We start from the raw sequence: 20,798 nt of genomic DNA, 5'->3' as shown, positions 1-20,798 counted from the left end.
AAAATTACTCCACTCGACTTGGTACGCTACTCGTTTTAAATGACTTGATCACAAAAACGGCTTCATCATCCTGCTCGCCCGGTTTTGGCAAATCGTAGCTCTGATCCGTAGGGGTATCGGCATCGGGAAAGCGACGGACGCTTCCCGTGCGGAAAACCACCCGACGGAACGATGCCACAGGCGCAAAAAAGAGTCGATTACCTTTGGATTGTCCGTTCACATAAGTAACGAACATTCGCTTGTCGCGGTCCAGCTCAATCCGAATGTCGTATTGTTTACCAGCCTCGTATTTCTGGATGCCCGAATCCCGGTAACCCACTTTGGCTTTCAGCAGACTGTCGGCATCGAACAACAGTCGAACAGCCGGGCTGCCCTTTGCATCCTGAAATTCAATTTGCAAAACGCCCTTATTGGCCTGCTGCGGTACGATTGAGAACTCGACGGTTAGCTTCTTCGAATCGGGAATTACCCGCTCTGCTTTGGCAAAATCGAATTTGTCTTTGTCGCGGAGCACCAATGCTTTGGCACCGGAAATCGTTTCTAGTTGAGCCGTAGCCTGAATTGGACTGTAGATATTCCAGTAGTTTAGTTCTTCACCTGCCGGGAGTTGGGCAAATACCTCGTTCGGATGTGTTTTCACCTCGTCGGTTATTGGAACCGGAATACTAGCTACCCAAATGTCTTCCTTGTTCACGCTGTAGGTGACCCACAGGTTGCCATCGGGTGGTGTACCGTTACCCTCTTCAATACCCCGGACGTATTGCGGTCCATAAGATTTGTAGGCACCCCCGTAGCGCATGGAGGTGATTTCCCCATTAACCAGTAATAGATTAGTGTAATTGAGTCCGTCTTTGCCGGTTGAAACAGCTAGCGGCCAGCGAAACTCGGAGGGATTATACACCGTAGCGTATTGCCCATCCGAGGTTTTTTGCCCCCAGATTTTAGCATTGCTATTAACAAAACCCGGTGCCCGAAGCGGATTGTACAACCAGGTTTTCCCCTCGTCTTTACTGATCGTAGTAAGGGCATGTTTCCACAAACCGACCACTCGGTTATCGGGAAGATGGTAATAGGTGAATGCTTTCACATCCTTTTTGAGTGAAATTAGCGGGTCGTTCCGGTCCGCTTCTTCCACCCATTGCTGCATCATGAGCGGATTGGCCAGCAATTCATCGCAAGCCTCTACGAAGCCTTTATCTTTCGAACTGGTGTAGAAGGGGTACGTCGACTTCGATCTATCCCAAGTTGCGTTATTCCGGATAAAGTAAATCGGCCCATGCTTGCCATCTGGATAGATTTCGCGCACCACGCGCCCAATGCCGTTCCCATCGTTTGGGTCGTCTTTGGGGCCCATCACGATGCCGTAAAAAGCCAGTGTCAGGAGCCGCTTGTTCTTTGCCACGAAAAAGCCCATTCGCTGGTGCATAACCGCGTACAGGTCCTTCGCCACTTCCGGCCTACCTACTTTCTTCCAGCCATCAGGAATTTTGTAGGGGGGGAAAATGATGGTTGGCTTGGACCAGGTGTAACCATCTTTCGAAGTTGCCAGCAAGGTTTGGCCGGGTGGCACATGTTCGCCAACGGGATTACTCAGGTATTGCAGGTAGAACGTATTATTCCAGTACGCCAGCATGGGCGCGTGGTTGTACGTCCAGCTAGAGCCGCCCGCCAGTTCGGGATGCTCGCGGTTTGCCCGAACGACCTGGATGTTATGCACACCCACCGCCAGACTTAACTGTCCGTGATGATAATCGACATTGGAGAGTGTCTGGCCGCTATAACGGACGGTATCCTGCGCGTAGGTTTGGGTGAAGCAGTTGAAGAGTAGTAGTATGAAAACCCCTAAATCCCCTAAAGGGGACTTTGTCCACATGCGAGCTAAGTCCCCTTTAGGGGATTTAGGGGTAAAGCCACTAGTGAGAAATTGCTTTATGTCCACGCTCATAATCCTTTATTCTTTTTCACCCAGATCACCTCCGTACTTTCTGGCTGCTTGTCGAGGCTAACTACGTTTCCTCCTTTCACCACCTCGTTCGATTTTGTAATCTGCCCCGTTTTCGGGTTTACGTAACTAACCGAATAAGAACCCGTTACTTTGCTTAAATCAAGTTGAACGGGTGCCGTTGACTCGCTGTAAATAATATAGCCTGTCTTTTCATCGCCCATTGCCCATTGACGGGTAGGTTTCTGAGGCAAATCCAGCGGTTGCATCTGGCCAGCATCGGCCAAAAATTGAGGGTCTCTAACCGCTGGAATACTGGGCATTGATCCACCCGCCATCAGCACTGCCCAACCCATTGAGTCGAAACTGTCGGCGGCATAGAGTACGGCTTTATCTGGATACTTTTGGCGGTATTCGCTCACTGCCCGATAGACCTGCTCAAACGATGTCTTCTTAGGGGCAACCAGCCGGGCATGTTGGCGGGGAGCCAGATTTTGTCCACCAGCAGGCGCATAGGCCGAACCATTAGCCTGATAATGCCAGAACCGAATGTCGATCAGATTAATAACCGAAGCCCGTTTGGCATCGGCCAGAATCGCATCCTGAACATCTTTGGTCGTACTTAAGCCAATAAGCACCTTTTTGCCGGTTTCCTTTTCCCACTCGCTTATGGTGTCAATCCAGAACTGGACAAAATGCAAGGGCCCGGTAAACTCCGCGCCAATGAGTTGAATGACGCCCGTGTTAGTTGTGAAATTCGTTAGGCACTTGCGGATGTAGGCCCGATGCAAGGCCCGTCGGATCGGGTGCGACACATCGTAAAACTGCTCCGCCATGAAAATCCGTTTATCACCAGCGTAGGATACGGGTTCAGGAAAGCCTGTATTGTTGATGTTGTTGACAGGACGCCAGGGAAAATCGGCATAGTGGGCACCCGCTTCGATGATATTGTGCTGGAAATAATTCTCGTGAATGAGGGTCAATCCTTTCTGGTCGGCTAGGTCAGCAAACTGCTTTAGCCGATTCCAGTACCAGTTGTTGTATTTTGTCAGATCGTATTTGCTCAGGCCGTCCCAGGCTGTTTCTTTGCCGCTTCGGGCAAACGGAAGCTCATAAAAGGGTGGCCATACCTCGCCATCCATCCTACGAATCCGTTCATGGTCATCCCGCCGACGCTCGTACCAGAGTCCGTAGTTATGGTCAATGGCCTGTATATTCCTGACGGTCAACGAATCGGTTAGTTCGTCCAGATTATCGGTCAGCCCTTGCCCCGTCATGCCCGGCACAAAACGGGTGATGTGCGGCTTGACATTGTTCAACCCATAGGGCCGGGCGCTGCCGTTCCACCAGGGCACTTCCTGGCGACGACCGCTCACAAGCGTACTACCCCGAACCAGCTTTCCGTGCTGAATCTGCATCGGCGCAGATTTTGGTAGGGTTAGTTCTTTCGGCAAGCCAATTGTCTCAATCGACTTTGCCGTTGTGGTTGTTGGAATGGCTTGACGTGATGAAGCCGCCGTGATAAAATCGTATAATGTTGGCGCTGGATGAACGGATTCCCTGGTTAAGGCTGCGGCTACCTCAACTTTCGGGCTACTTGACGCTTCGGATTCAACGGGTAATAGAATGGTTCTACCTGTGATGTTGTCACCTAATCGGTCCTTTAGTTGGGCGTAATACAAGCTTCGGGGCTGAATATGCTCGTTGGACATATCCCAATACCCATCCCCGGCAAACTGTGCCCAGGTACCAAACGCCCAGTTTTGTGCGGTTGGTGGCTGATAATTTTCAACACGGGCAGCGGTACATTGCCAGAAAACACTGTTGGCAGCGCTCCAGCCAGCCCCTTGCCCATCCTGGCCGAGATTGGTAAAACGTAACGCATTCCCGTCAATATTGACGATATCAAACAATATGCCCGACGCCCAGCTATCAATGGCACCACTAAAGCTAAAGGGTAGATGCGATTCGCACTGCACAAAGGCATTCGGACCGGCACTGCAATAGCCAACGGCAAAATCATGGTAGCCAAATTCAGCATACAATCGTTGACAAAGCACCTGCTGCCCCCGAACCAGGAACGTAGTACGGCGCTCCCCACCAATTTCGGAGATCGGCTCCATTGATTGGCAATCCTCAATTGTAACACGTTTTGCCGTTTCCTGGACATTTACCGCCGAACCCGCAAAATGGGTAAAAACCACTTGTCGCACCCAGGCATCCTGAACGTTTTCGAGGACAATGGCCATCCAGCGATGATCTTCATCTTTCGGATTGGCTTTATCGTACGACGATTCCAGTTTCAGATTTTCAACCCCAGATTGAGCAATTCGCCCAGACCAGGTATACTTAGCAATGGTGCCCCCGCCGTAAATAGAATCCAGAGCGGTTGTCAACGGGGCATCCAGCGTGAGTTCGGTGCCGTTCACGGCTGTAACCTGCCGATCCCACATAATGTCGCGTTGGCCCGGTTTCCAACCCAGCGACGAGACACCTCCACCAAACTGGTCGGTTCCTAGTTTCTGAATCCATTCTCTGGTCGACGGCCTGCGTATCTGAACAAAATCACCAGCTTTTAAGTCTGTTGATTTCGCCACATGAATCTTCAGAGCATTGACAGGTATGTACCCATCGGCAATCGAACTACCAGAAGCCAGATGTCGGTCGTTTTTCCCAGAGATTGTAATCAGATTGTCGCGACTAAAACCCGTTCCGAGAAGGGTTGTTGCCTGTATTCCACTGCCCCGTAGTACAACGCCCGAAGCGTCTAGTTTCAAACTTCCCGCTACTTCATACACGCCCTTTTCGAGCAGAACGGCTCCCCGAAACCCATCATTATTGATCGGCAACGAGGCCACATAGTCAATGGCCGCCTGAATTCGACGGGTAGCATCCCCCTTCCGAGCGGGTACAACAATCTTGATGGCCACGTTCGGAATGGCTTGTTCGCCCGCTTTATAGCCGCAATATGAAAAATCAGGAATACGGTTACCCAACTCGTCTGGCGTATAGATTAAATGCCCCTCCTGACCAAGCGCTACGGGTTGCTTTTTAACCGGCTTATTCCCCTGCGCGCATACCGCACCAATACGTCCAATGGCGATCAGCAGACAGAGCAGGAGAATAAACCGGTTGGGTTTGAGCATGGTTTCAGGCAGAATTTTTGACTACTACGTTCTCGGTCTTACCTGTTGAACGGGAACAACACTGTTCAGGTACTCCTCAATATTGGTATACCCATCCTTATTTTTATCCTGACTGGCATCCGAGGCATCCTTGGGATTGAGGCCATTTTTCGCTTCCCAGGCGTCCGGCATACCATCTTTATCGGAATCAACGTAAGGGGTGCCTTTGTAGTCAGGATAACCACCAACCTGGCTAGGATCGGTAATGATGCCATTTTTATACGAATCAATGGGTAGCCGACGATGCTTAAACTGGGTTTCAGGTAATTTAACACCTTCTTTGTAAGCAATCTTCCCGGTACGTACCTGCTCTACGACGCGTGCATCGACAGGATCACGTTTAGGCAAGGTAGCGCCTGCGTTGGCCAATACATAGTCATACGCCTGTTGCGCCGACAGTATAGTGAGTTTAGGCATTGGAAGCGGCTCTTTCCATTTAATGCTGGCCGTATATTGACCCGCATTGGGCATCTCTTCCACCTGAACACCCCCATCCCAGTTATCTTTCGTCACCTTGTCATGTCCTTCCACAATGTTGCCATTGACGTAAGCACGCCCATACTCCCGATGATCCAATTTACTACGTCCCGATTCAGGTTTTAGAATCCGGTAGCCAATTGGTGAATCTTTTGGCGTTTGAGGACCCGGCTTATAATAGTTATTGATGATGTTGTACATCGCGGTGTAGTCGCCACCATCCGTTGACCGATGCACCCAGTTGAAGATTACGTTGTTCGTGAAGTTGAAGATTCCATTCCAGCCGATTGATGGGTTCCGGCCCGCGTTATCGGCCCAGAGGTTGCGCATGAACGTACAATTTTCGCCCCCTAGTGTGCTACCAAAGGCGTGATTCCAGGTATCCAGGGCTTCAGAGAAAATCGAATTCTGAATCGTGATGTTGACCGTTGGGAGCTTCTCTTCCAGCGGTTTGCCCGTGCTGTCGTTATACATATGGCGGTACATCGACATATTTTCGTCCAGCCCCCAGCTTGCCGACACGTGGTCGATCATAATATTACCAATCGGGTTACCCCCAATGGAATCGTCGCGACGGCCTACGTTGGTTTCGCCCCGACGGAAACGCATATAACGGATAATCACATCGTGCGTATTGATCCAGACCGATTCACCCGCTACACAAACACCATCGCCCGGTGCTGTCTGACCGGCAATCGTAATATAAGGCGCTCGGATAATCAAGGGCGTTTTCAGGCGAATAATCCCGGCAACATTAAAAACAATGGTACGGGCTCCTCCCTGCTCACAAGCATCACGCAAGGTGCCGGGCCCGCGATCGTCCAGACTGGTTACAACAATCACCTTACCACCCCGACCACCAAATGTATAGGCACCGCCCCCCTCAGCACCGGGGAAAGCCGGGATATGAGCTTGTGGCAGATCAACGGGGCGAGCAGCCCAGGGTACATAGGGTTTGCCTTCCTGTGCTTCTTTTTTAATGATTGGCAAGGCTTTTAACCATGCAATGTCCGACTGTCGTCGGGATTCGTTCAGTAGGTCATCACTTTCCTTCTGTACATCCGCCGGAATGGTCGGGTACTGGGCAAAAACAGTCTGCTGACCTAGTACTAGGGCCGCAAAAAGTAAAATGGAACTACTAAGTTTTTTCATTGGACAGGGTTTCTGTTGAGTGAATGCTGTATCGACTCATTTAAGGCAGTTTGATCTTCCGCTGGCAGCTTCTGCTCAGATCGTATATTAACATCAAAATAAGGCTAAAAAATAGGGCAATATCTATATCATTTTTTCGGCAATGTATAGGATATTATCATCGGCTATTAAAACAAGTGCCCACAGTTGGAAAAGGACATAGAATTGACTGCTCAACGACTTAAACGAAGCCACTTATCAAAAATCAGTAACCACAAACAGGAGAATAGTGAGTCAACTACTCTGTGTTCTCTGTGCCTCTGTGGTTAATAACGTAAGATTCATGATTGCCAGTTGGGGTAAAATAGGAGCTTCATGGCCTTATTGGAGTTTATAGGGCCATTATCTCCCTTATCTAAATTGGTTCACCGTATGAAACTCCTTATCATTACCTTATCTGGACTGTTTTTTTTAACTAGTATGATGCATAAATCTGATACCGACGAATCAGCCACTGAGCCCAAAGCAGGTATTGAAAAAACACACTATGGAACATTCCCCGATGGCCGCGTAGCCGATCTGTTTACGCTTCGGAATGCCAAAGGGATGGTCGTAAAAATCACGAACTACGGTGGCTATATCGTTTCCTTTACGGCTCCAGACAAGGCTGGTAAACAGGAAGATATAGTCCTGAACGTGCCTACCTTCGACGATTATGTAAAAGGAACACCCAGTTTAGGCCCCATTATCGGGCGTTTTGGCAACCGGATTGCCAACGGAAAATTCACGATCGATGGGAAAGAATACACGCTGGCGCAGAATAATAATGGTAACCACATTCACGGCGGCCCAATAGGTTTCGACAAGCAACTATGGACAGCCACGCCCAAAGACGGTAACGAACCGGCAGTCGTGTTAACGTATTTATCGAAAGATGGTGACCAGGGCTTTCCCGGCAATTTAACCGTAGAGGTAACCTACACACTTCAAAAAGATAACGCGCTTCGCATCGACTACAAAGCAACCACCGATAAGCCGACCATAATCAACCTGACCAATCATACTTATTTCAATTTGAGTGGGATGAAGCAGGACGTCATGAACCATGTTTTGATGGTAAATGCCAATAAGTACCTGGCAACCGATCCCAAACAGATTCCAACCGGCGAACTAGTCTCCGTTGCTGGCACTCCATTCGATTTTACGAAACCAACGGCCATCGGTACCCACATTAACGACACTACCGATACGCAAATTCGGTATGGCAAAGGCTACGACCACTGTTGGGTATTTACCAATCCGGCGAAGACACTGAAATTAGGCGCTACAGTGTATGAACCGACCACTGGCCGTTTTATGGAAATGTACACGACCGAACCAGCTGTACAGGTTTACACGGCCAATAACCTGAATGGCAAGCTGATGAATAAGGATGGCGTGGCGCTGAGTAAGCGTTTCGGCGTTTGCCTGGAAACCCAGCACTTCCCGGATTCGCCGAACCACCCGGATTTTCCGACTACCGTACTACGCCCCAATGAGACGTATAAAAGCACAACGGTGTATAAGCTTTCAGTGAAGTAAATAGAACGCTGATTCGTATGATTGTTAAGATTTACGCGGATAAAATCTCCCATAAATCCGCGTAAATCTTAACAATCATAAAAATCAGCGTCCTATTGTTCACAAATTCCGAATGTATTTCTGTCCGCCCAGGTAGCGCATTTGCCGGGCAATTTGAGTGGTTCGTCGCTGGATGTAATTCGATGGGTTTTTAATTGAAAACTGGCGTGGGTTTGGGAGTACTGCCGCTATCCGTGCAGCCTCATTCCGTGAGAGGGAAGCCGCCGAATGCCCATAATAGCGCTGTGCAGCCGCTTCGACCCCAAAGGTCATTGGGCCGGTTTCAGCAACGTTCAGGTATACTTCCAGGATGCGCTTTTTGCCCCAGATCAACTCAATCAGCATGGTGAAGTAGACCTCCAACCCCTTACGGACGTAACTGTGTCCACTCCAGAGAAAGACGTTTTTAGCTACCTGCTGCGAAATAGTGCTGGCCCCCCGTGATCGTTTACCAATCTGATTTTCTTTGATGGCATCCTGAATTTCGTCGAAATCAAACCCCCAGTGCGTTGGAAATGCCTGATCTTCTGAAGCTACAACAGCAAGGGCTGCTTCTTTGCTGATGTTATCGTAAGAGCGCCATTTTTTGTATACGTGACCGCTCTCCTCCGTCCCGATGGTATCGACCCATCGCGAGACTACTAAAGGCGTTACTAAAACGGGAACATATTTCAGCGCGATTACATACACGAGAGAACCAAAAAATAGCCAGAGGAAAGCTTTCACACAAAAGCCATAAACGCTTTCCAGCAAAGGTTGCTCACGCATAAACCGCCGAACTTTTTGAAAGCGCGACGGCTCTGGTCGGCTGGAAGTACGGCCTCCAACCTTAGATTCCCGCTGGGTAAACGCCTGTGGTGCTTTTGGGCGTGGTTGCTGAGGGGGACTCGTACGAAATGTGTTGACTGGGCGCTGCGGATTCATAGGTGTAGGAGCATTCCGCGAAAATAATAGTAAGGTCGATGTAAACCCGCTTTTTAGCTAAAATCCCCGAAAAAAGCGGGGCCCTACGGTACAACACGCTCGTTTCCTACTCCACAAATAAGGTTGCAGCGACACGATCGGCAAACAGCTTACCTGCATTGGTCAAACGCAGACGGTCGCCTTCGCGGATGAGCCAGCCCGATGCGTACATCGCTGCGAGGTCTGAGGCCTGCTGGTTCTCAAAATCAGTTCTCAGCAACCCGTTCAGTTCGGTCAGTGAGCATCCCCACTGTGTCCGTAACCCCGTCAGCAAATAGTCGTTTACCTGGTCAGCAATCGTCAATTCCTCTACTTCAGCGGGTAGTTTCCCCTGCCGAATATCTGCGATATAACGTACATTATTGGCAATATTGTATTGCCGCGAATGACCATTATACGAGTGGGCACTTGGGCCAATCCCGAGGTAGGGTTTTCGTTGCCAGTACGCGGTGTTATGACGGGCGTATTGAACTGTTTGATCCTGTCCGCTTCGGGCAAAATTCGAGATTTCGTAATGGGCATAGCCCGCTTGTGTTAACGCCTGCGTTAGCTCCTCAAACTGCTCGGCGGCTATCGCTTCATCGGCGGGCGGTAGCTTTCCTTTCTGCTGCCACCGGCCAAAAGCGGTGTCGGGTTCAATGGTCAGTGCGTAAGCGGAGAGGTGCGGTACGTCCAGCGCACGGATTTTCTGCAAATCGAGTTGCCAGCGAGATTGGTCACGGTTGGGGATCCCGTAAATCAGATCGACGCTCAAATTCTCAAAACCTGCCTCCCGTGCCAACCTGACACAGTTTTCGGCTTCGGTTGCCGTGTGCGCCCGGTTCATCCAGTGGAGCGTCGCTTCATCGAAAGTTTGGATTCCGATACTCAGGCGGTTCACGTACTGGCGCAGCATCCGCAATTTCTCGGCACTCAGATCATCCGGATTGGCTTCGAGGGTAATTTCAGCCGAAGGAGATACCGTAAAATAGGTATGAATGATCTCAAAAATCTGCGCTAACTCAGCCTCGGTTAACAGGGAGGGTGTCCCCCCACCGAAGTAAATAGTTTCGAGAACAGGGGTCGGCAGATACGACTGCTGCATCCGTATTTCGGTACAGAGCGCATCCACCAAAGCCGATTTCTGCCCCATGCTCGTACTAAAATGGAAGTCGCAGTAATGGCAGGCCTGCTTGCAGAATGGTATATGTATATAAAGGTGCATTTGCCCTATTGACAACAAAGTGGGGAGATAGGTTTAATGGGGAGAAGAAAAGGGAGGAAAGGGAGGAAGGAGGAGAGGGAAAAAGTAAGTGTTTCGGAAACGCGTCTATCACCTATTCCCTTTCGTCCCTCTCCTCCTTCCTCCCTTTCCTCCCTCTATAACTTTTTCTCCAGAACAATCATGAGTCCATACGTACCCTGCACAGTACCAATAATATCGAAACCAAAGCGGAGGTTGAGGATCAGCATGGAACGCCACTGGTTGTAGGTCTGTGTTCGAATAGTATGATACTTATTCTGACGACACCAGTCATGCTGTTGGCGCATCAGTTCGGATGCGATGCCCTGCCCTCTGTAGTCTGGATGAACGCCACCCAGCCAACTGTAAAAATGACCTGGCTTTCGTTCATAGCCAAGTTTACAGCCCACAACGTGTTCGTTTTCAACAGCCAGTACCAGTTGTAACCCCGTACGCTCTTGTTGATAGGTAAGATCGGCAAGTAAGGCAGCGCGGGATTGATTGCCGAATAGCATGACCAGTTGATCAATTAGAGCAGTAAGTTTAGGTTCGGGGGGCAATCCGTCAATCATTTCATAGCGAACATCCATGCAGTAAAAATACAGGGAAAACCACTATTTTGCAGTTCAACCTTCCTATAGCATGGACCTCCCTGAACCATTTTTACCAGAAACACCACCCACTGAGACAGCAAATGAGCCCCATCAACTTAGCGATCTCACCAGTCAAAGCTGGAATCTGGAGTTGCTTATTTCGGGCGCAGCCTTATTTGCAACGCTGAGTCTGCCCGATTTCCTGGATAGTCTGCTCGCCTATTATCGCTATAACCTCATGACGGATACAGATTTTATTCATGAAGCCTTACCAACGCAGACGATGGCATTAATAAAGGGGGGATCTTACTTTTTATTTGGTGCATTTCTGGCCCATTTTATCATGCGGGCCTTTTGGGCCGGACTCGTAGGCCTGCTGGCGGTTTATCCAGATGGTATACGCTACGATCAGATCTATAACCTAAGTCAGTACGCCCGGAAACGGTTTGCCCAGGAGATGGGCTCACTACAGGATTATATCATTCGACTAGATCGTCGGTGCAATATAATTTTCGCCCTGGCATTTAGCCTGGTTCTGTTCTTGCTGGTCATAGCTACTTCTTATATTCTATTTATTCTTCTGGAAACTATTCTACAGGTTCTCCTGCCTCCCTCCCTGTATAACACGGTCCGAGAACTGGTGGCCTGGATTTTGGGTATTGTACTCACTGGAATTAGCCTTACAGCTACCATATTGAATTTGCCCAAGTTTCGTGATAACCCAAGGTTTGCGCCAATAACGTTCCAGTATACAAAGGCATTTTCATTGAAGCCCATCCAGTATATTGCCTACACATTCTTTAGTCAAATTCCGAAACAGGTAATAAAACGGCGATTGATTGGGATTTTAACGATCTTTTTTCTTGCTGAATTTTCATTTATGGTAATAGATCTGGTGCAAGGCCTGGGGGCATCTGATGTACTGGACAGCCGCTCCTTTATGATCCTGCGTGCACCCACTAAAACCGCAAATGCCAATTCATTCGACAATTTACGTAATCCCGGCGAATTGGTGGATAAAGCGAGTATTCAGGCCGATGTAATCCGGGAACCCTATCTGCGGCTGTTTGTGAGCTATCCAAAATTATTGGATGCAGAATTAAGCAAGCGATTTCAGGAGCCCAACTGGCCAGTGAGTCTTTCCCGACAAGAACGACGCGAAAAACGGGCCAGTTGGTACCTGAGCGTATTTGAAACGTATTTCGGGGTATACCTGAATGACTCACTCTACAAAGCGCCGGGCTTTCTGTTTACCCAACACGTTGATACCGGCCAGCGCGGGCTGACAACCGTGCTAATAACGGCAAATCTTAAAACAGGCCGAAATATGCTTAAGCTAACCGTTCCCGATTCAACCAATAAGCCAACGCCTTACTGCCAGATACCCTTCTGGTATGTTCCCGAAAATTAATCGATCAATCAGGGCATTTCTTGCAGCGTTTACCCTTCTTATATTTTTTGCAGCACTTCTTCAACACACACTCATTGCTCAAAAACGGACTAGATTGATGAAGTGGTCTACTGTCATTAGTTGACACAAAGCCGTCTGAAACGAGAAAATCAGAATTCATTGATACCTGTTGTTTTGTATAACAAAGGTAGCTTGTTTAGATTAATTACAAATTATTGAATCAACTAATTCTCATCTATAAATTCAAAGTCTTTTCCTTAAAACCATTCTGTAATAGTTCCCGTGGCATCAGATGCTTACATCTGATGCCACGGCAGGCAGCTATTTCTGTCAAGTTAAAGTCTCACCTCCCCAATTAAATACAGTTGTACCTGGCCCGAAATATCAACGCGGGGCGGATTGGTGCCGTCGTCGTTGAGCTTGCAGCGAAGGTAGCCACCCCGTTTAGAAAGTTGCCGGGCAGTTAATTCCGTTTTGCCCAGTTTCTCAGCCCAGTAGGGAATGAGCGTTGTATGAGCCGACCCCGTAACCGGATCTTCATCAATGCCTGTTTGTGGCCCAAAAAATCGGGACACAAAGTCAACCGACTCCTGGTCCCCTGTATTATTACCCGGTGCGGTAACGATAATACCCCGTGCCGGTACAGTGCTCATTTCCCGGAAATCTGGATCTAAGGCTTCAATCTGCGCCTGCGTTTCATACACGAGCATGAAATCTGTTTTTCCTTTATAAATAGCCAGGGGTTTTTCGCCCACACTAGCCACTAAAGCAGGAGGTTGCAAATTGGATTTGTGTACTGTGTCGGCGGGAAAATCGAGGGTCAACCAACCGTTTTCGCCCCGGCAAACTTTTAATAAACCACTGCGTGAATTAAAAAAAATCTCGTCGTTAGGAATAGCCGTCTCTTCACCCTCCGGCTTATTTTCCAGATAAAACACCACATGACCAGTAGCTAAGGTCGCATGGCCACATAAGTCAACTTCAATAGTTGGCGTAAACCAGCGAATGTGATAGGTAGCATCTCCCTCGGTTTTTACATAGAAAGCTGTTTCAGCCAGGTTATTTTCTGAGGCTATCAGCTGCATCTGTTCGTCCGGTAGCCATTCTGTTAGGGGAACAACAGCAGCTGGATTTCCGGCAAACAATCGATCGGTAAACGCATCGAGTTGATAAATACGCATGAGAGTTAAGGGTGTGCCAAGGCACTGTTAGGAAGTTAGGACTCGTATTCTGTTGCTTGTAATGTATCAATCAGGGCCGCTGAGAATTCGGAAAGAGAAGGCAGGATGCAATCGGCAATCGAAAATTTAGGATCGTTGTACTCAAAAGCGCCAGGTACAGCCACCGTTCGCATACCGGCGTCATAGGCAGATCGGAGCCCGCTACCTGAATCCTCAAATGCCAGACAATTAGCAGGCAGTACGCCTAGTTTACGAGCCGTACCCAGGTACACATCCGGGGCTGGTTTATTCCGGGCTTCCAGCGTTGCCGAATGCCAGAGTGTCAGCGACTTGCGGATACCGAGCCGATCAATAACGACCTCAATTAAGCTCATGGGCGAAGCGGAGGCAATGGCCGTTGGGATACCCCGATCACCAAAAAAGGCAATAGCCTCCAGCGCGCCCGGCATTGGTTCGGCCAAATGGGCAATTCGCTCGTGAACCCCGTGCGTAATAGCATCGGCAAGTTCCTGGACAGTACGACCCGGCGACTCCGGATCGATCCAGGGAGCGCGCGCGAACCAATAACGAACTACATCCAGAATTGGCATTCCGGTGGTTTGCTTACATTCATCATCGGTCAGAAATAGGCCAACCGTTGCAAATACCTCCCGCTCCATAGCCCGCCAATGGGGTTCTGAGTCCACAAGGAGGCCATCCATATCAAATATTGCTGCGTGTATCAAGTTTGTATTCAATTGGTTTTTGAATTCCCGACTCAACGGGCATGCTCAGTCGGTTTCACGGTGGGCACGTCATTGACTTCAAGGGTGTCATCGTCGACAACAGTTGTATCGACGGTAGCTGTGGCTGTTTTCGTTTTATTAGCGTCTCCGCATGAGGAAAGTGAAACCAGAAAAATCAGTAAGCAAGCACCTGCGAGATACCTGAAGCGTACAGTAGTATCACTCATTTCTGTATGGTTCAATGTCATACACTGGCTTGGCGGAAAGGTTTCACGTCAATAGTATTCCATACGCCCTGCACAATATACGGGTCGTTTTTGAGATACTCATTTAATTGATCTTCGGTTTCCATCGTCAACAGGAGCATCGAGCCAATCATCTTCCCATCCGGATCAAGCAAGGCTCCTCCCAGCACAAACTGGCCTTTGGCTTTTAACTCACTTACATAGGCAAAGTGCGCAGGCCGGGCAGCCATGCGTCGGGCAAGAGCATCAGAGTCGGTATGGTCGTATGCATGGATGATATACTGCATGAATCTAATTCGAGATTTTAGTTAACAAGATACCTATTTCATTTTTTAGCTAATACTTAGGCTACTGGATTTTGCAAAAAAAAAGCGACTGTTAGTGAATAGAAAGTTCTAGCTCCTTCAAGTAACAATATAGCTTCTGCTTCACCCAGCTCTGCTTCCATATCGTAATCAGCAGACTGACGAGCTTCAAAATTTCTCTCCATAATCTTGCCCGCTTCCCGTGTAAATCGGCCGGTTTTTATAAACAGTTCGTGAAATTTAACCCGTGCACCTTCATGCTTTTTTGTTGTTACCCCTTCTGTTAGCAATAAGGCACACGCGCAGTAAAAAACAGCATAATACGATCTGTTAGCCAATGCAAGTACTCTTCCGTCCTGATGCAGAAAGCTAGCATCATCCAACGCATCGGCAGCATGCTCTAAAAACCGGTTGATTTGCTCCTTCATAGTAGCAGTCCTTCTCGTCGGGCATTTTGATAAACTGGACCAAATGATTGTTGATAGCGTTGAGCCGATGTTGGTAAAACAGAAACAGCTTTGCCATAGCGAAGGATAAAATCCATTGTAAACTCGCTTAATCGAAATAACTCAGCATACGTATTAACCTTCTCATCATTTAGCACGATCATAAGATCAATGTCAGAGTCTTCATTGTAATCACCCCGCGCGTAGGAACCGAAGAGTACCACATTGCGTAAACGATCCCCATACAGACTATGCAGCGTCTCTTTAAACTCCCGAATAATGGGCTCTATTTCCGGATTGATGGGCGTTTTCACGCCGAAAAGTAAGCGTTTCGGCCTTTTCTTCCTAATTTAAGGCTTTTCCTGTATACAACCACTTCTTCCTCTATGAACTACATTTCCTGCTGGCCGCTGGCTTTGCTTGCCACCTCGGCGTTTGCCCAGCCTGCTCCGAAACCCACTGGCACAACTGCTCGGCCCCAACTCACCGTCGAAACTATTATGCAGGACCAAAAAGTATGGGTCGGCACATCGCCATCTAACCCATTTTGGTCCGACGATTCTCAAACCCTTTATTTTAGCTGGAACCCCGAAAAAGCAAAAGGGGATTCACTCTATAAAGTAAGCTTTTCGGTACCGGCAAAAGGAAAAGTAGCGATCCCTTCGAAGCCGGTAAAAGTAACACCCGGAGAGCGTCGGGCACTGCCCACGGCACCCGTTGCAGCCTACAACAAAACGTATACCAAACGGCTTTTTGATCGGCAGGGTGACTTATTCCTGATTGATGTAAAATCCGGTAAAATCCGACAACTCACGAATACGGTGGAGGTGGAGGCCGACCCTGTTTTTTCGGGCGATGAACAACAGGTTGTATTCCGGCGAAGTGGCGCTGGGGCTAATCTATTCAGTATTGATCTTCAATCGGGCGAACTTACCCAACTGACCGACTTTCGGGCGGGTGCCAAGAAACCTGATCCGAAGCTGAGTGACGAAGAAAAATTTCTGAAGCAGGATCAGTTACGCTTGTCCATAATCCTGAAAGAACGGAAGGATAAGAAGGATGAAGGCGAGCGCATTAGCAAAGCCGATCGACCTAAACGCCCAAAGGAGATTTATCTTGATGACAAGCAACTGCTCAATCCGCAAGTCAGCCCCGATGGCCGCTTTATCACCTATCGGCTGAGTAAAAGTGCGCCCAATTCCAAAACTACGCAGGTACCAAATTATGTGACGGAGTCGGGTTATACCGAAGAGATTGCGGCTCGTACCAAAGTTGGCGCACCGGCAGCTGCACAGGAGTTTTTTGTGTACGATACCGTTAAAGACACCGTCCGGGCTGTGAGTACCAAAAGTATTCCGGGCATTTCTGATCAACCGGCCTATCTAAAATCGGTGGCCAGTGCAAAGCCGGATACATCAAAAAAAACGCGTCCGGTTGTTATCAATGGTCCCATCTGGTCTGACGATGGTAAGTTGTGCGTTGTTGTGGTGCGATCACTCGACAATAAGGATCGCTGGATTATGCGCTTTGAGCCTGAAACCCTGAAGCTTTCCTCCCTCGATCGGCAACACGATGATGCCTGGGTTGGCGGACCCGGCATTAACTGGCAGGGTATGGGTACAGCCTCGGGCAATATGAATTTTCTGGCCGATAATCAGACACTCTGGTTTCAGTCGGAAGCCGATGGCTACTCGCACATCTATACCGTTAATGTACTGACTGGCGAAAAGAAACAACTGACTTCGGGGAAATTTGAGGTACAACAGGTGCAACTGTCAAGAGATAAAACCCATTTTTTCATTCAAACGAATGAAGTCCATCCTGGCGAGCAGCATTTTTACCGGATGGCCGTTACAGGTGGAGAACGCGTTCGCCTGACGAATATGACCGGTGCTAACGATGTGACCCTCGCGCCCAACGAAACGCGAATGGCCATTCGTTACTCGTCCAGCAATCAGCCGTGGGAACTGTATGTGGCAGACATTAACCAACCATTCTTAGTTGCCAGCAAGAAGTCTTCTCCTCAGTCTGTATCCTCACAGACCGCCAGCCTGACCCCACTTAAACTCACCGATTCTCAAACCGAAAACTTCAGGAGTTACCCCTGGCGAGAGCCCACGATGGTCACGATTCCGGCCCGCGACGGTCAACTAATTTATGCCCGCCTGTACAAACCAGAACGACCTTCGGGTAAATCCGTCGTGTTTGTACATGGTGCGGGCTATTTGCAGAATGCTCACAAATGGTGGAGTTCATATACCCGTGAGTACATGTTCAATAACCTGTTGGTCGATAAAGGGTATACTGTACTTGACATCGACTACCGCGCCAGTGCAGGGTATGGTCGAGATTGGCGTACGGGGATCTATCGCTACATGGGCGGCAAGGATTTAGAGGATCATGTGGATGCAGCTAAGTGGCTTGTGCAAACCCAGGGTGTCGATGAAAAACGGATTGGTATTTACGGTGGCTCTTACGGCGGATTCATTACGTTGATGGCATTATTCACCACGCCTGATGTCTTCAAAGCCGGCGCTGCCCTTCGCCCCGTTACTGACTGGGCTGCCTACAACCACCCCTACACGGCCAACATTCTGAACGAACCTCAACTGGACTCATTATCTTACCGTCGTTCATCGCCGATCTACTTTGCGGAAGGGTTAAAGAATTATCTGCTCATCTGCCACGGTATGGTCGATGTAAACGTTCATTTCCAGGACACCGTCCGGTTGATTCAACGCCTTATCGAACTTAAGAAAGACAATTGGGAGCTTGCCGCCTATCCAATGGAAGATCACGGTTTTGTGGAACCATCCAGTTGGACGGATGAATACAAGCGAATCTTGAAACTGTTTGAGGAACGGTTGTAAGATGTAAGATGTGTAATGTAAGATGTATTGCTGTTGCGCCAGCCACATCTTATATTACACATCTTACATCCCTCATTCCACTGCCACCCGCAACACGGACTGGCGCGATTCGGCGGTTAATTTTAGCAGGTAGGTTCCTGTTGAAATGCCTTCTATTGGCCATTCTGCCTGTTTTTTACCGATGAATGCGGGTAGTTGATAGGTTCTTACGACTCGACCCGATGCATCCAGTAAGTAAAGCTGCACAGCAGACCGTTCGGGTTGTTCGATCTCCACCCGTAATCGGTCTACGATCGGGTTCGGTACAACCCGCGCCGACAATAATGCAATAGGTTCGGAAAGAGCGGTGAGGATAAAATTTATCGCGTCCGACGGAGGAGACGGACATCCATTTACGGTTACTACCGCATAATATTGGCCGCTGGCAAAAGGGACTAATGTAGCCCCCGTTGCATTCGGAACCGCCGTTGCAGAACTGGTACCTGTGCTAACATACCATTGAACTCCGGTCGTTTGATTAACCGTTAAAGTGCTATTGGCAACCTGACTAACAGTTGGTTTGGGTGGCGTAGGATTGGTAGCAGTCAGCGATACAAACACGGTAGATGTAGTGCACCGATTGCTATCCCGAACACTCACAGTGTAAGTACCTTCACTAAGAGCAGACTGGGAAGCGACAAAGGGTTTAAGCGTATCCTTGCGTTCAGTTTGCCAGAAATAGGTGAATGGTTTGGCCCCGCCAGCTACCTGAACTGTTGCCTGACCATCCTTGCCACCTGCGCAGGAAACATTTTTGATGGTACCAACGGATAGTGTAAGCGCATTCTTATCCGTCACGATAGCTACAGTAGAGTCAGCACATCCCCCATCATCCAGTACACGCAGGCGATATGTATTGGGGGTTAATTTGGTAATCTGATTCGTTGTCTGGGCCGCTTGCCCGATAACCTGGAATTGCAGCCCTGTGCCTGTACCACCTGTAGTTGTCAAACTGACTGCTCCTGTCGGGCATGAACAGCAGGTAGCCGGAATAGCTGTTGCCTGGGCTTTTAATGGATCAACTTTCCCGATTGTTACAGAAGCAAGGCTTGTGCACCCGTTGGCATCCATTCCGATCACAGTATAATTACCAACACCTAGTCCACTAAGTAGGCTGCTGCTTTGGGGTGTTGCCCCAGCCGTAATCTGATAGGTTACAGCTCCCGTACCACCCGTAGGGGTCATGATGATAGCTCCACTGGTCGGACTAAGGCAACCAACGGGCTTTGAGGTTGCCGTTAGCGTAAGAGCAGCCGGTTGCCCAACCGTTGTGGTTTGTTTACCTGTACAGCCTAGCCCATCCTTCACTGTAATCTCGTAGGTGTTGGCAGCCAGGCCAGTAAACTGAGCTCCTGTCTGAAATGGCCCAGTCCCAAGTTGGTATTGATAAGTCCCCGTTCCACCCGTAGCGCTAACCGATACGCTTCCATCTGACGTACCGACGCACCGAGTTGGAACAGGCGTTAATTTAATGGCAAAGGGAGCTGGTTGCCCAATATTTACCGATTGAAAAACGACACAATTATTTTTGTCTGACACCATGACAGTGTACGTGGTGTTGGCAACCAGATTAATAAATGTACCGCTGGTCTGAGGGCTTGCCAGATTAAGGATTGAGTAACGAAAATCACCTACACCACCTATAGCCGAAGCAATCAACGCACCATCGCCCCCTCCAACACATTTGGTACCAATAACCGTTGTACTAACTATGATCTCCGGCGGCTGTTTTAGCTCGACATTCGTTTGAACAGTACACCCTTTTGTATCTTTTACAGTCATTAAATAAGTCCCCGCCTTCAGATTGCCAAAAACATTAAGCGCTTTAAATGGCTCATTCCCAATCTGGTACTGCAATGCCCCCACCCCTCCAGTGCTATTCATGTATATTACGCCATCGTTTCCAGCATTACATAACGGAGATTGCGTGTCGGGGGTGACTAAGATAGGGCTATAAACCTGAACCGTAGCCGCGGCAGTTGTTGTCGTTATGGTTGTAACGATACCTGTAGAGCTGGTAGCGGTTGAACTGGTAGTCGTGGAGCTGGTAGCCGTGGAACTGACAGCAGAAGTACTGGTTACTTCGCAGATTGCGGTGTAAGTTGTGGTTTGTTTTGGTGTAACGGCAATTACATTTCCCGTCTGCGTTGTAGACCACCGAAGAGCCCCTGTAGTTGGGCAACCAGAAGCGGTAAGCGTTACACTTGTTCCTGAACAAACAGTTGCAGTAGTGGCTGCCGAACTCACCGTTAGCGTTAGATCGGCAGGTGCAGCAAGAGTACCAGGATCAGCAGCCCAGGTGGTCACTAGAAAACCCATCAACCCGACTAACGTAAAGCCAAGCTTCTTACCAGTATTTACTAAAAACCAGTACTGAAAATGTAAATAATTGTTCATACTTAGGTGGTCATAGCTAACAAACAAAGATAGTCTGATCAAGTAC

General features: G+C 48.8%; 16 protein-coding genes. 3 read left to right on the top strand and 13 right to left on the bottom strand.

The features are described from left to right. Positions 1-4: 4 nt before the first annotated feature. The 3 genes from ACYVGO_RS34005 to ACYVGO_RS33995 are packed head-to-tail and all read right to left on the bottom strand — an operon-like array spanning position 5 to position 6,756. Positions 5-1,945: a six-hairpin glycosidase gene (locus tag ACYVGO_RS34005; protein ID WP_460973165.1), complete on the bottom strand. Its 1,941-nt coding sequence runs from the start codon at positions 1,943-1,945 to the stop codon at positions 5-7. Next, positions 1,942-5,088, bottom strand: coding sequence for a DUF6298 domain-containing protein (locus ACYVGO_RS34000; protein ID WP_460973164.1), 3,147 nt, complete (start codon positions 5,086-5,088; stop codon positions 1,942-1,944). The genes ACYVGO_RS34005 and ACYVGO_RS34000 overlap by 4 nt, the downstream gene beginning before the upstream one ends. 24 nt (positions 5,089-5,112) lie before the next feature. Then, a complete protein-coding gene (locus ACYVGO_RS33995; protein WP_460973163.1) occupies positions 5,113-6,756 on the bottom strand; it encodes a pectate lyase family protein in 1,644 nt (547 codons plus the stop codon). Between the two features lie 411 nt (positions 6,757-7,167). Here ACYVGO_RS33995 and ACYVGO_RS33990 point away from each other — a divergent pair, with 411 nt between their 5' ends. Then, a complete protein-coding gene (locus tag ACYVGO_RS33990) occupies positions 7,168-8,316 on the top strand; it encodes an aldose epimerase family protein (RefSeq protein ID WP_142773674.1) in 1,149 nt (382 codons plus the stop codon). A gap of 99 nt (positions 8,317-8,415) precedes the next feature. Here the strand turns inward: ACYVGO_RS33990 and mtgA are convergent, their stop codons facing one another. The 3 genes from mtgA to ACYVGO_RS33975 form a co-directional block, all read right to left on the bottom strand. After that, positions 8,416-9,279, bottom strand: coding sequence for a monofunctional biosynthetic peptidoglycan transglycosylase (gene mtgA / locus ACYVGO_RS33985; RefSeq protein ID WP_460973162.1), 864 nt, complete (start codon positions 9,277-9,279; stop codon positions 8,416-8,418). A gap of 106 nt (positions 9,280-9,385) precedes the next feature. Further along, a complete protein-coding gene (hemW, locus tag ACYVGO_RS33980; protein ID WP_460973161.1) occupies positions 9,386-10,522 on the bottom strand; it encodes a radical SAM family heme chaperone HemW in 1,137 nt (378 codons plus the stop codon). 155 nt (positions 10,523-10,677) lie between these two features. Further along, complete coding sequence (locus ACYVGO_RS33975; RefSeq protein ID WP_460973160.1) at positions 10,678-11,130, bottom strand: GNAT family N-acetyltransferase; 453 nt, start codon at positions 11,128-11,130, stop codon at positions 10,678-10,680. Positions 11,131-11,182: 52 nt separating this feature from the next. Here ACYVGO_RS33975 and ACYVGO_RS33970 point away from each other — a divergent pair, with 52 nt between their 5' ends. Next, positions 11,183-12,544: a hypothetical protein gene (locus ACYVGO_RS33970; protein ID WP_460973159.1), complete on the top strand. Its 1,362-nt coding sequence runs from the start codon at positions 11,183-11,185 to the stop codon at positions 12,542-12,544. Positions 12,545-12,879: 335 nt separating this feature from the next. Here the strand turns inward: ACYVGO_RS33970 and ACYVGO_RS33965 are convergent, their stop codons facing one another. Genes ACYVGO_RS33965 through ACYVGO_RS33940 form a run of 6 tightly spaced genes read right to left on the bottom strand, consistent with a single transcriptional unit; the run spans position 12,880 to position 15,760 of the window. After that, the gene (locus ACYVGO_RS33965; protein WP_142773678.1) at positions 12,880-13,725 is read right to left on the bottom strand and encodes a PhzF family phenazine biosynthesis protein; all 846 of its coding nucleotides are present in this window, start codon (positions 13,723-13,725) and stop codon (positions 12,880-12,882) included. A 35-nt stretch (positions 13,726-13,760) separates the two neighbouring features. Further along, entirely contained in the window at positions 13,761-14,450 is a 690-nt protein-coding gene (gene hxpB, locus ACYVGO_RS33960) for a hexitol phosphatase HxpB (RefSeq protein WP_142773679.1), read from the bottom strand. A gap of 32 nt (positions 14,451-14,482) precedes the next feature. Further along, positions 14,483-14,677: a hypothetical protein gene (locus ACYVGO_RS33955; RefSeq protein ID WP_460973158.1), complete on the bottom strand. Its 195-nt coding sequence runs from the start codon at positions 14,675-14,677 to the stop codon at positions 14,483-14,485. Between the two features lie 17 nt (positions 14,678-14,694). Then, positions 14,695-14,982, bottom strand: coding sequence for a YciI family protein (locus ACYVGO_RS33950; RefSeq protein WP_460973157.1), 288 nt, complete (start codon positions 14,980-14,982; stop codon positions 14,695-14,697). A gap of 56 nt (positions 14,983-15,038) precedes the next feature. Continuing rightward, positions 15,039-15,428 carry a HEPN domain-containing protein gene (locus ACYVGO_RS33945; RefSeq protein ID WP_460973156.1) on the bottom strand — a complete coding sequence of 130 codons (390 nt, stop codon included), beginning with the start codon at positions 15,426-15,428 and terminating at the stop codon, positions 15,039-15,041. Continuing rightward, positions 15,425-15,760, bottom strand: a complete 336-nt coding sequence (locus ACYVGO_RS33940) for a nucleotidyltransferase domain-containing protein (RefSeq protein WP_460973155.1) — start codon at positions 15,758-15,760, stop codon at positions 15,425-15,427. Before ACYVGO_RS33940 ends, ACYVGO_RS33945 begins: the two co-directional genes overlap by 4 nt. Positions 15,761-15,832: 72 nt before the next feature. Between ACYVGO_RS33940 and ACYVGO_RS33935 the strand changes: the two genes are divergently transcribed. Continuing rightward, complete coding sequence (locus ACYVGO_RS33935) at positions 15,833-18,316, top strand: S9 family peptidase (protein WP_460973154.1); 2,484 nt, start codon at positions 15,833-15,835, stop codon at positions 18,314-18,316. Positions 18,317-18,388: 72 nt separating this feature from the next. On the opposite strand, the gene ACYVGO_RS33930 is transcribed toward ACYVGO_RS33935, so the two are convergent. Further along, the gene (locus ACYVGO_RS33930; protein WP_460973153.1) at positions 18,389-20,752 is read right to left on the bottom strand and encodes a T9SS type A sorting domain-containing protein; all 2,364 of its coding nucleotides are present in this window, start codon (positions 20,750-20,752) and stop codon (positions 18,389-18,391) included. Between the last annotated feature and the right edge of the window lie 46 nt (positions 20,753-20,798).

It is taken from the genome of Spirosoma migulaei (assembly GCF_054776855.1).
The sequence above is the reverse complement of the archived record's forward strand: the minus strand, read 5'-3'. Positions and strand labels throughout refer to the sequence as shown.

Excerpts from the sequence above, each read along its gene's own strand:
- ACYVGO_RS34000 (WP_460973164.1), bottom strand. The coding sequence starts at position 5,088 with ATGCTCAAACCCAACCGGTTTATTCTCCTGCTCTGTCTGCTGATCGCC.
- ACYVGO_RS33945 (WP_460973156.1), bottom strand. The coding sequence starts at position 15,428 with ATGAAGGAGCAAATCAACCGGTTTTTAGAGCATGCTGCCGATGCGTTG.
- ACYVGO_RS33930 (WP_460973153.1), bottom strand. The coding sequence starts at position 20,752 with ATGAACAATTATTTACATTTTCAGTACTGGTTTTTAGTAAATACTGGT.
- ACYVGO_RS33975 (WP_460973160.1), bottom strand. The coding sequence starts at position 11,130 with ATGGATGTTCGCTATGAAATGATTGACGGATTGCCCCCCGAACCTAAA.
- ACYVGO_RS33955 (WP_460973158.1), bottom strand. The coding sequence starts at position 14,677 with ATGAGTGATACTACTGTACGCTTCAGGTATCTCGCAGGTGCTTGCTTA.
- ACYVGO_RS33990 (WP_142773674.1), top strand. The coding sequence starts at position 7,168 with ATGAAACTCCTTATCATTACCTTATCTGGACTGTTTTTTTTAACTAGT.
- ACYVGO_RS33965 (WP_142773678.1), bottom strand. The coding sequence starts at position 13,725 with ATGCGTATTTATCAACTCGATGCGTTTACCGATCGATTGTTTGCCGGA.
- hemW (WP_460973161.1), bottom strand. The coding sequence starts at position 10,522 with ATGCACCTTTATATACATATACCATTCTGCAAGCAGGCCTGCCATTAC.
- ACYVGO_RS33995 (WP_460973163.1), bottom strand. The coding sequence starts at position 6,756 with ATGAAAAAACTTAGTAGTTCCATTTTACTTTTTGCGGCCCTAGTACTA.
- ACYVGO_RS33935 (WP_460973154.1), top strand. The coding sequence starts at position 15,833 with ATGAACTACATTTCCTGCTGGCCGCTGGCTTTGCTTGCCACCTCGGCG.
- ACYVGO_RS33950 (WP_460973157.1), bottom strand. The coding sequence starts at position 14,982 with ATGCAGTATATCATCCATGCATACGACCATACCGACTCTGATGCTCTT.
- mtgA (WP_460973162.1), bottom strand. The coding sequence starts at position 9,279 with ATGAATCCGCAGCGCCCAGTCAACACATTTCGTACGAGTCCCCCTCAG.
- ACYVGO_RS34005 (WP_460973165.1), bottom strand. The coding sequence starts at position 1,945 with ATGAGCGTGGACATAAAGCAATTTCTCACTAGTGGCTTTACCCCTAAA.
- ACYVGO_RS33970 (WP_460973159.1), top strand. The coding sequence starts at position 11,183 with ATGGACCTCCCTGAACCATTTTTACCAGAAACACCACCCACTGAGACA.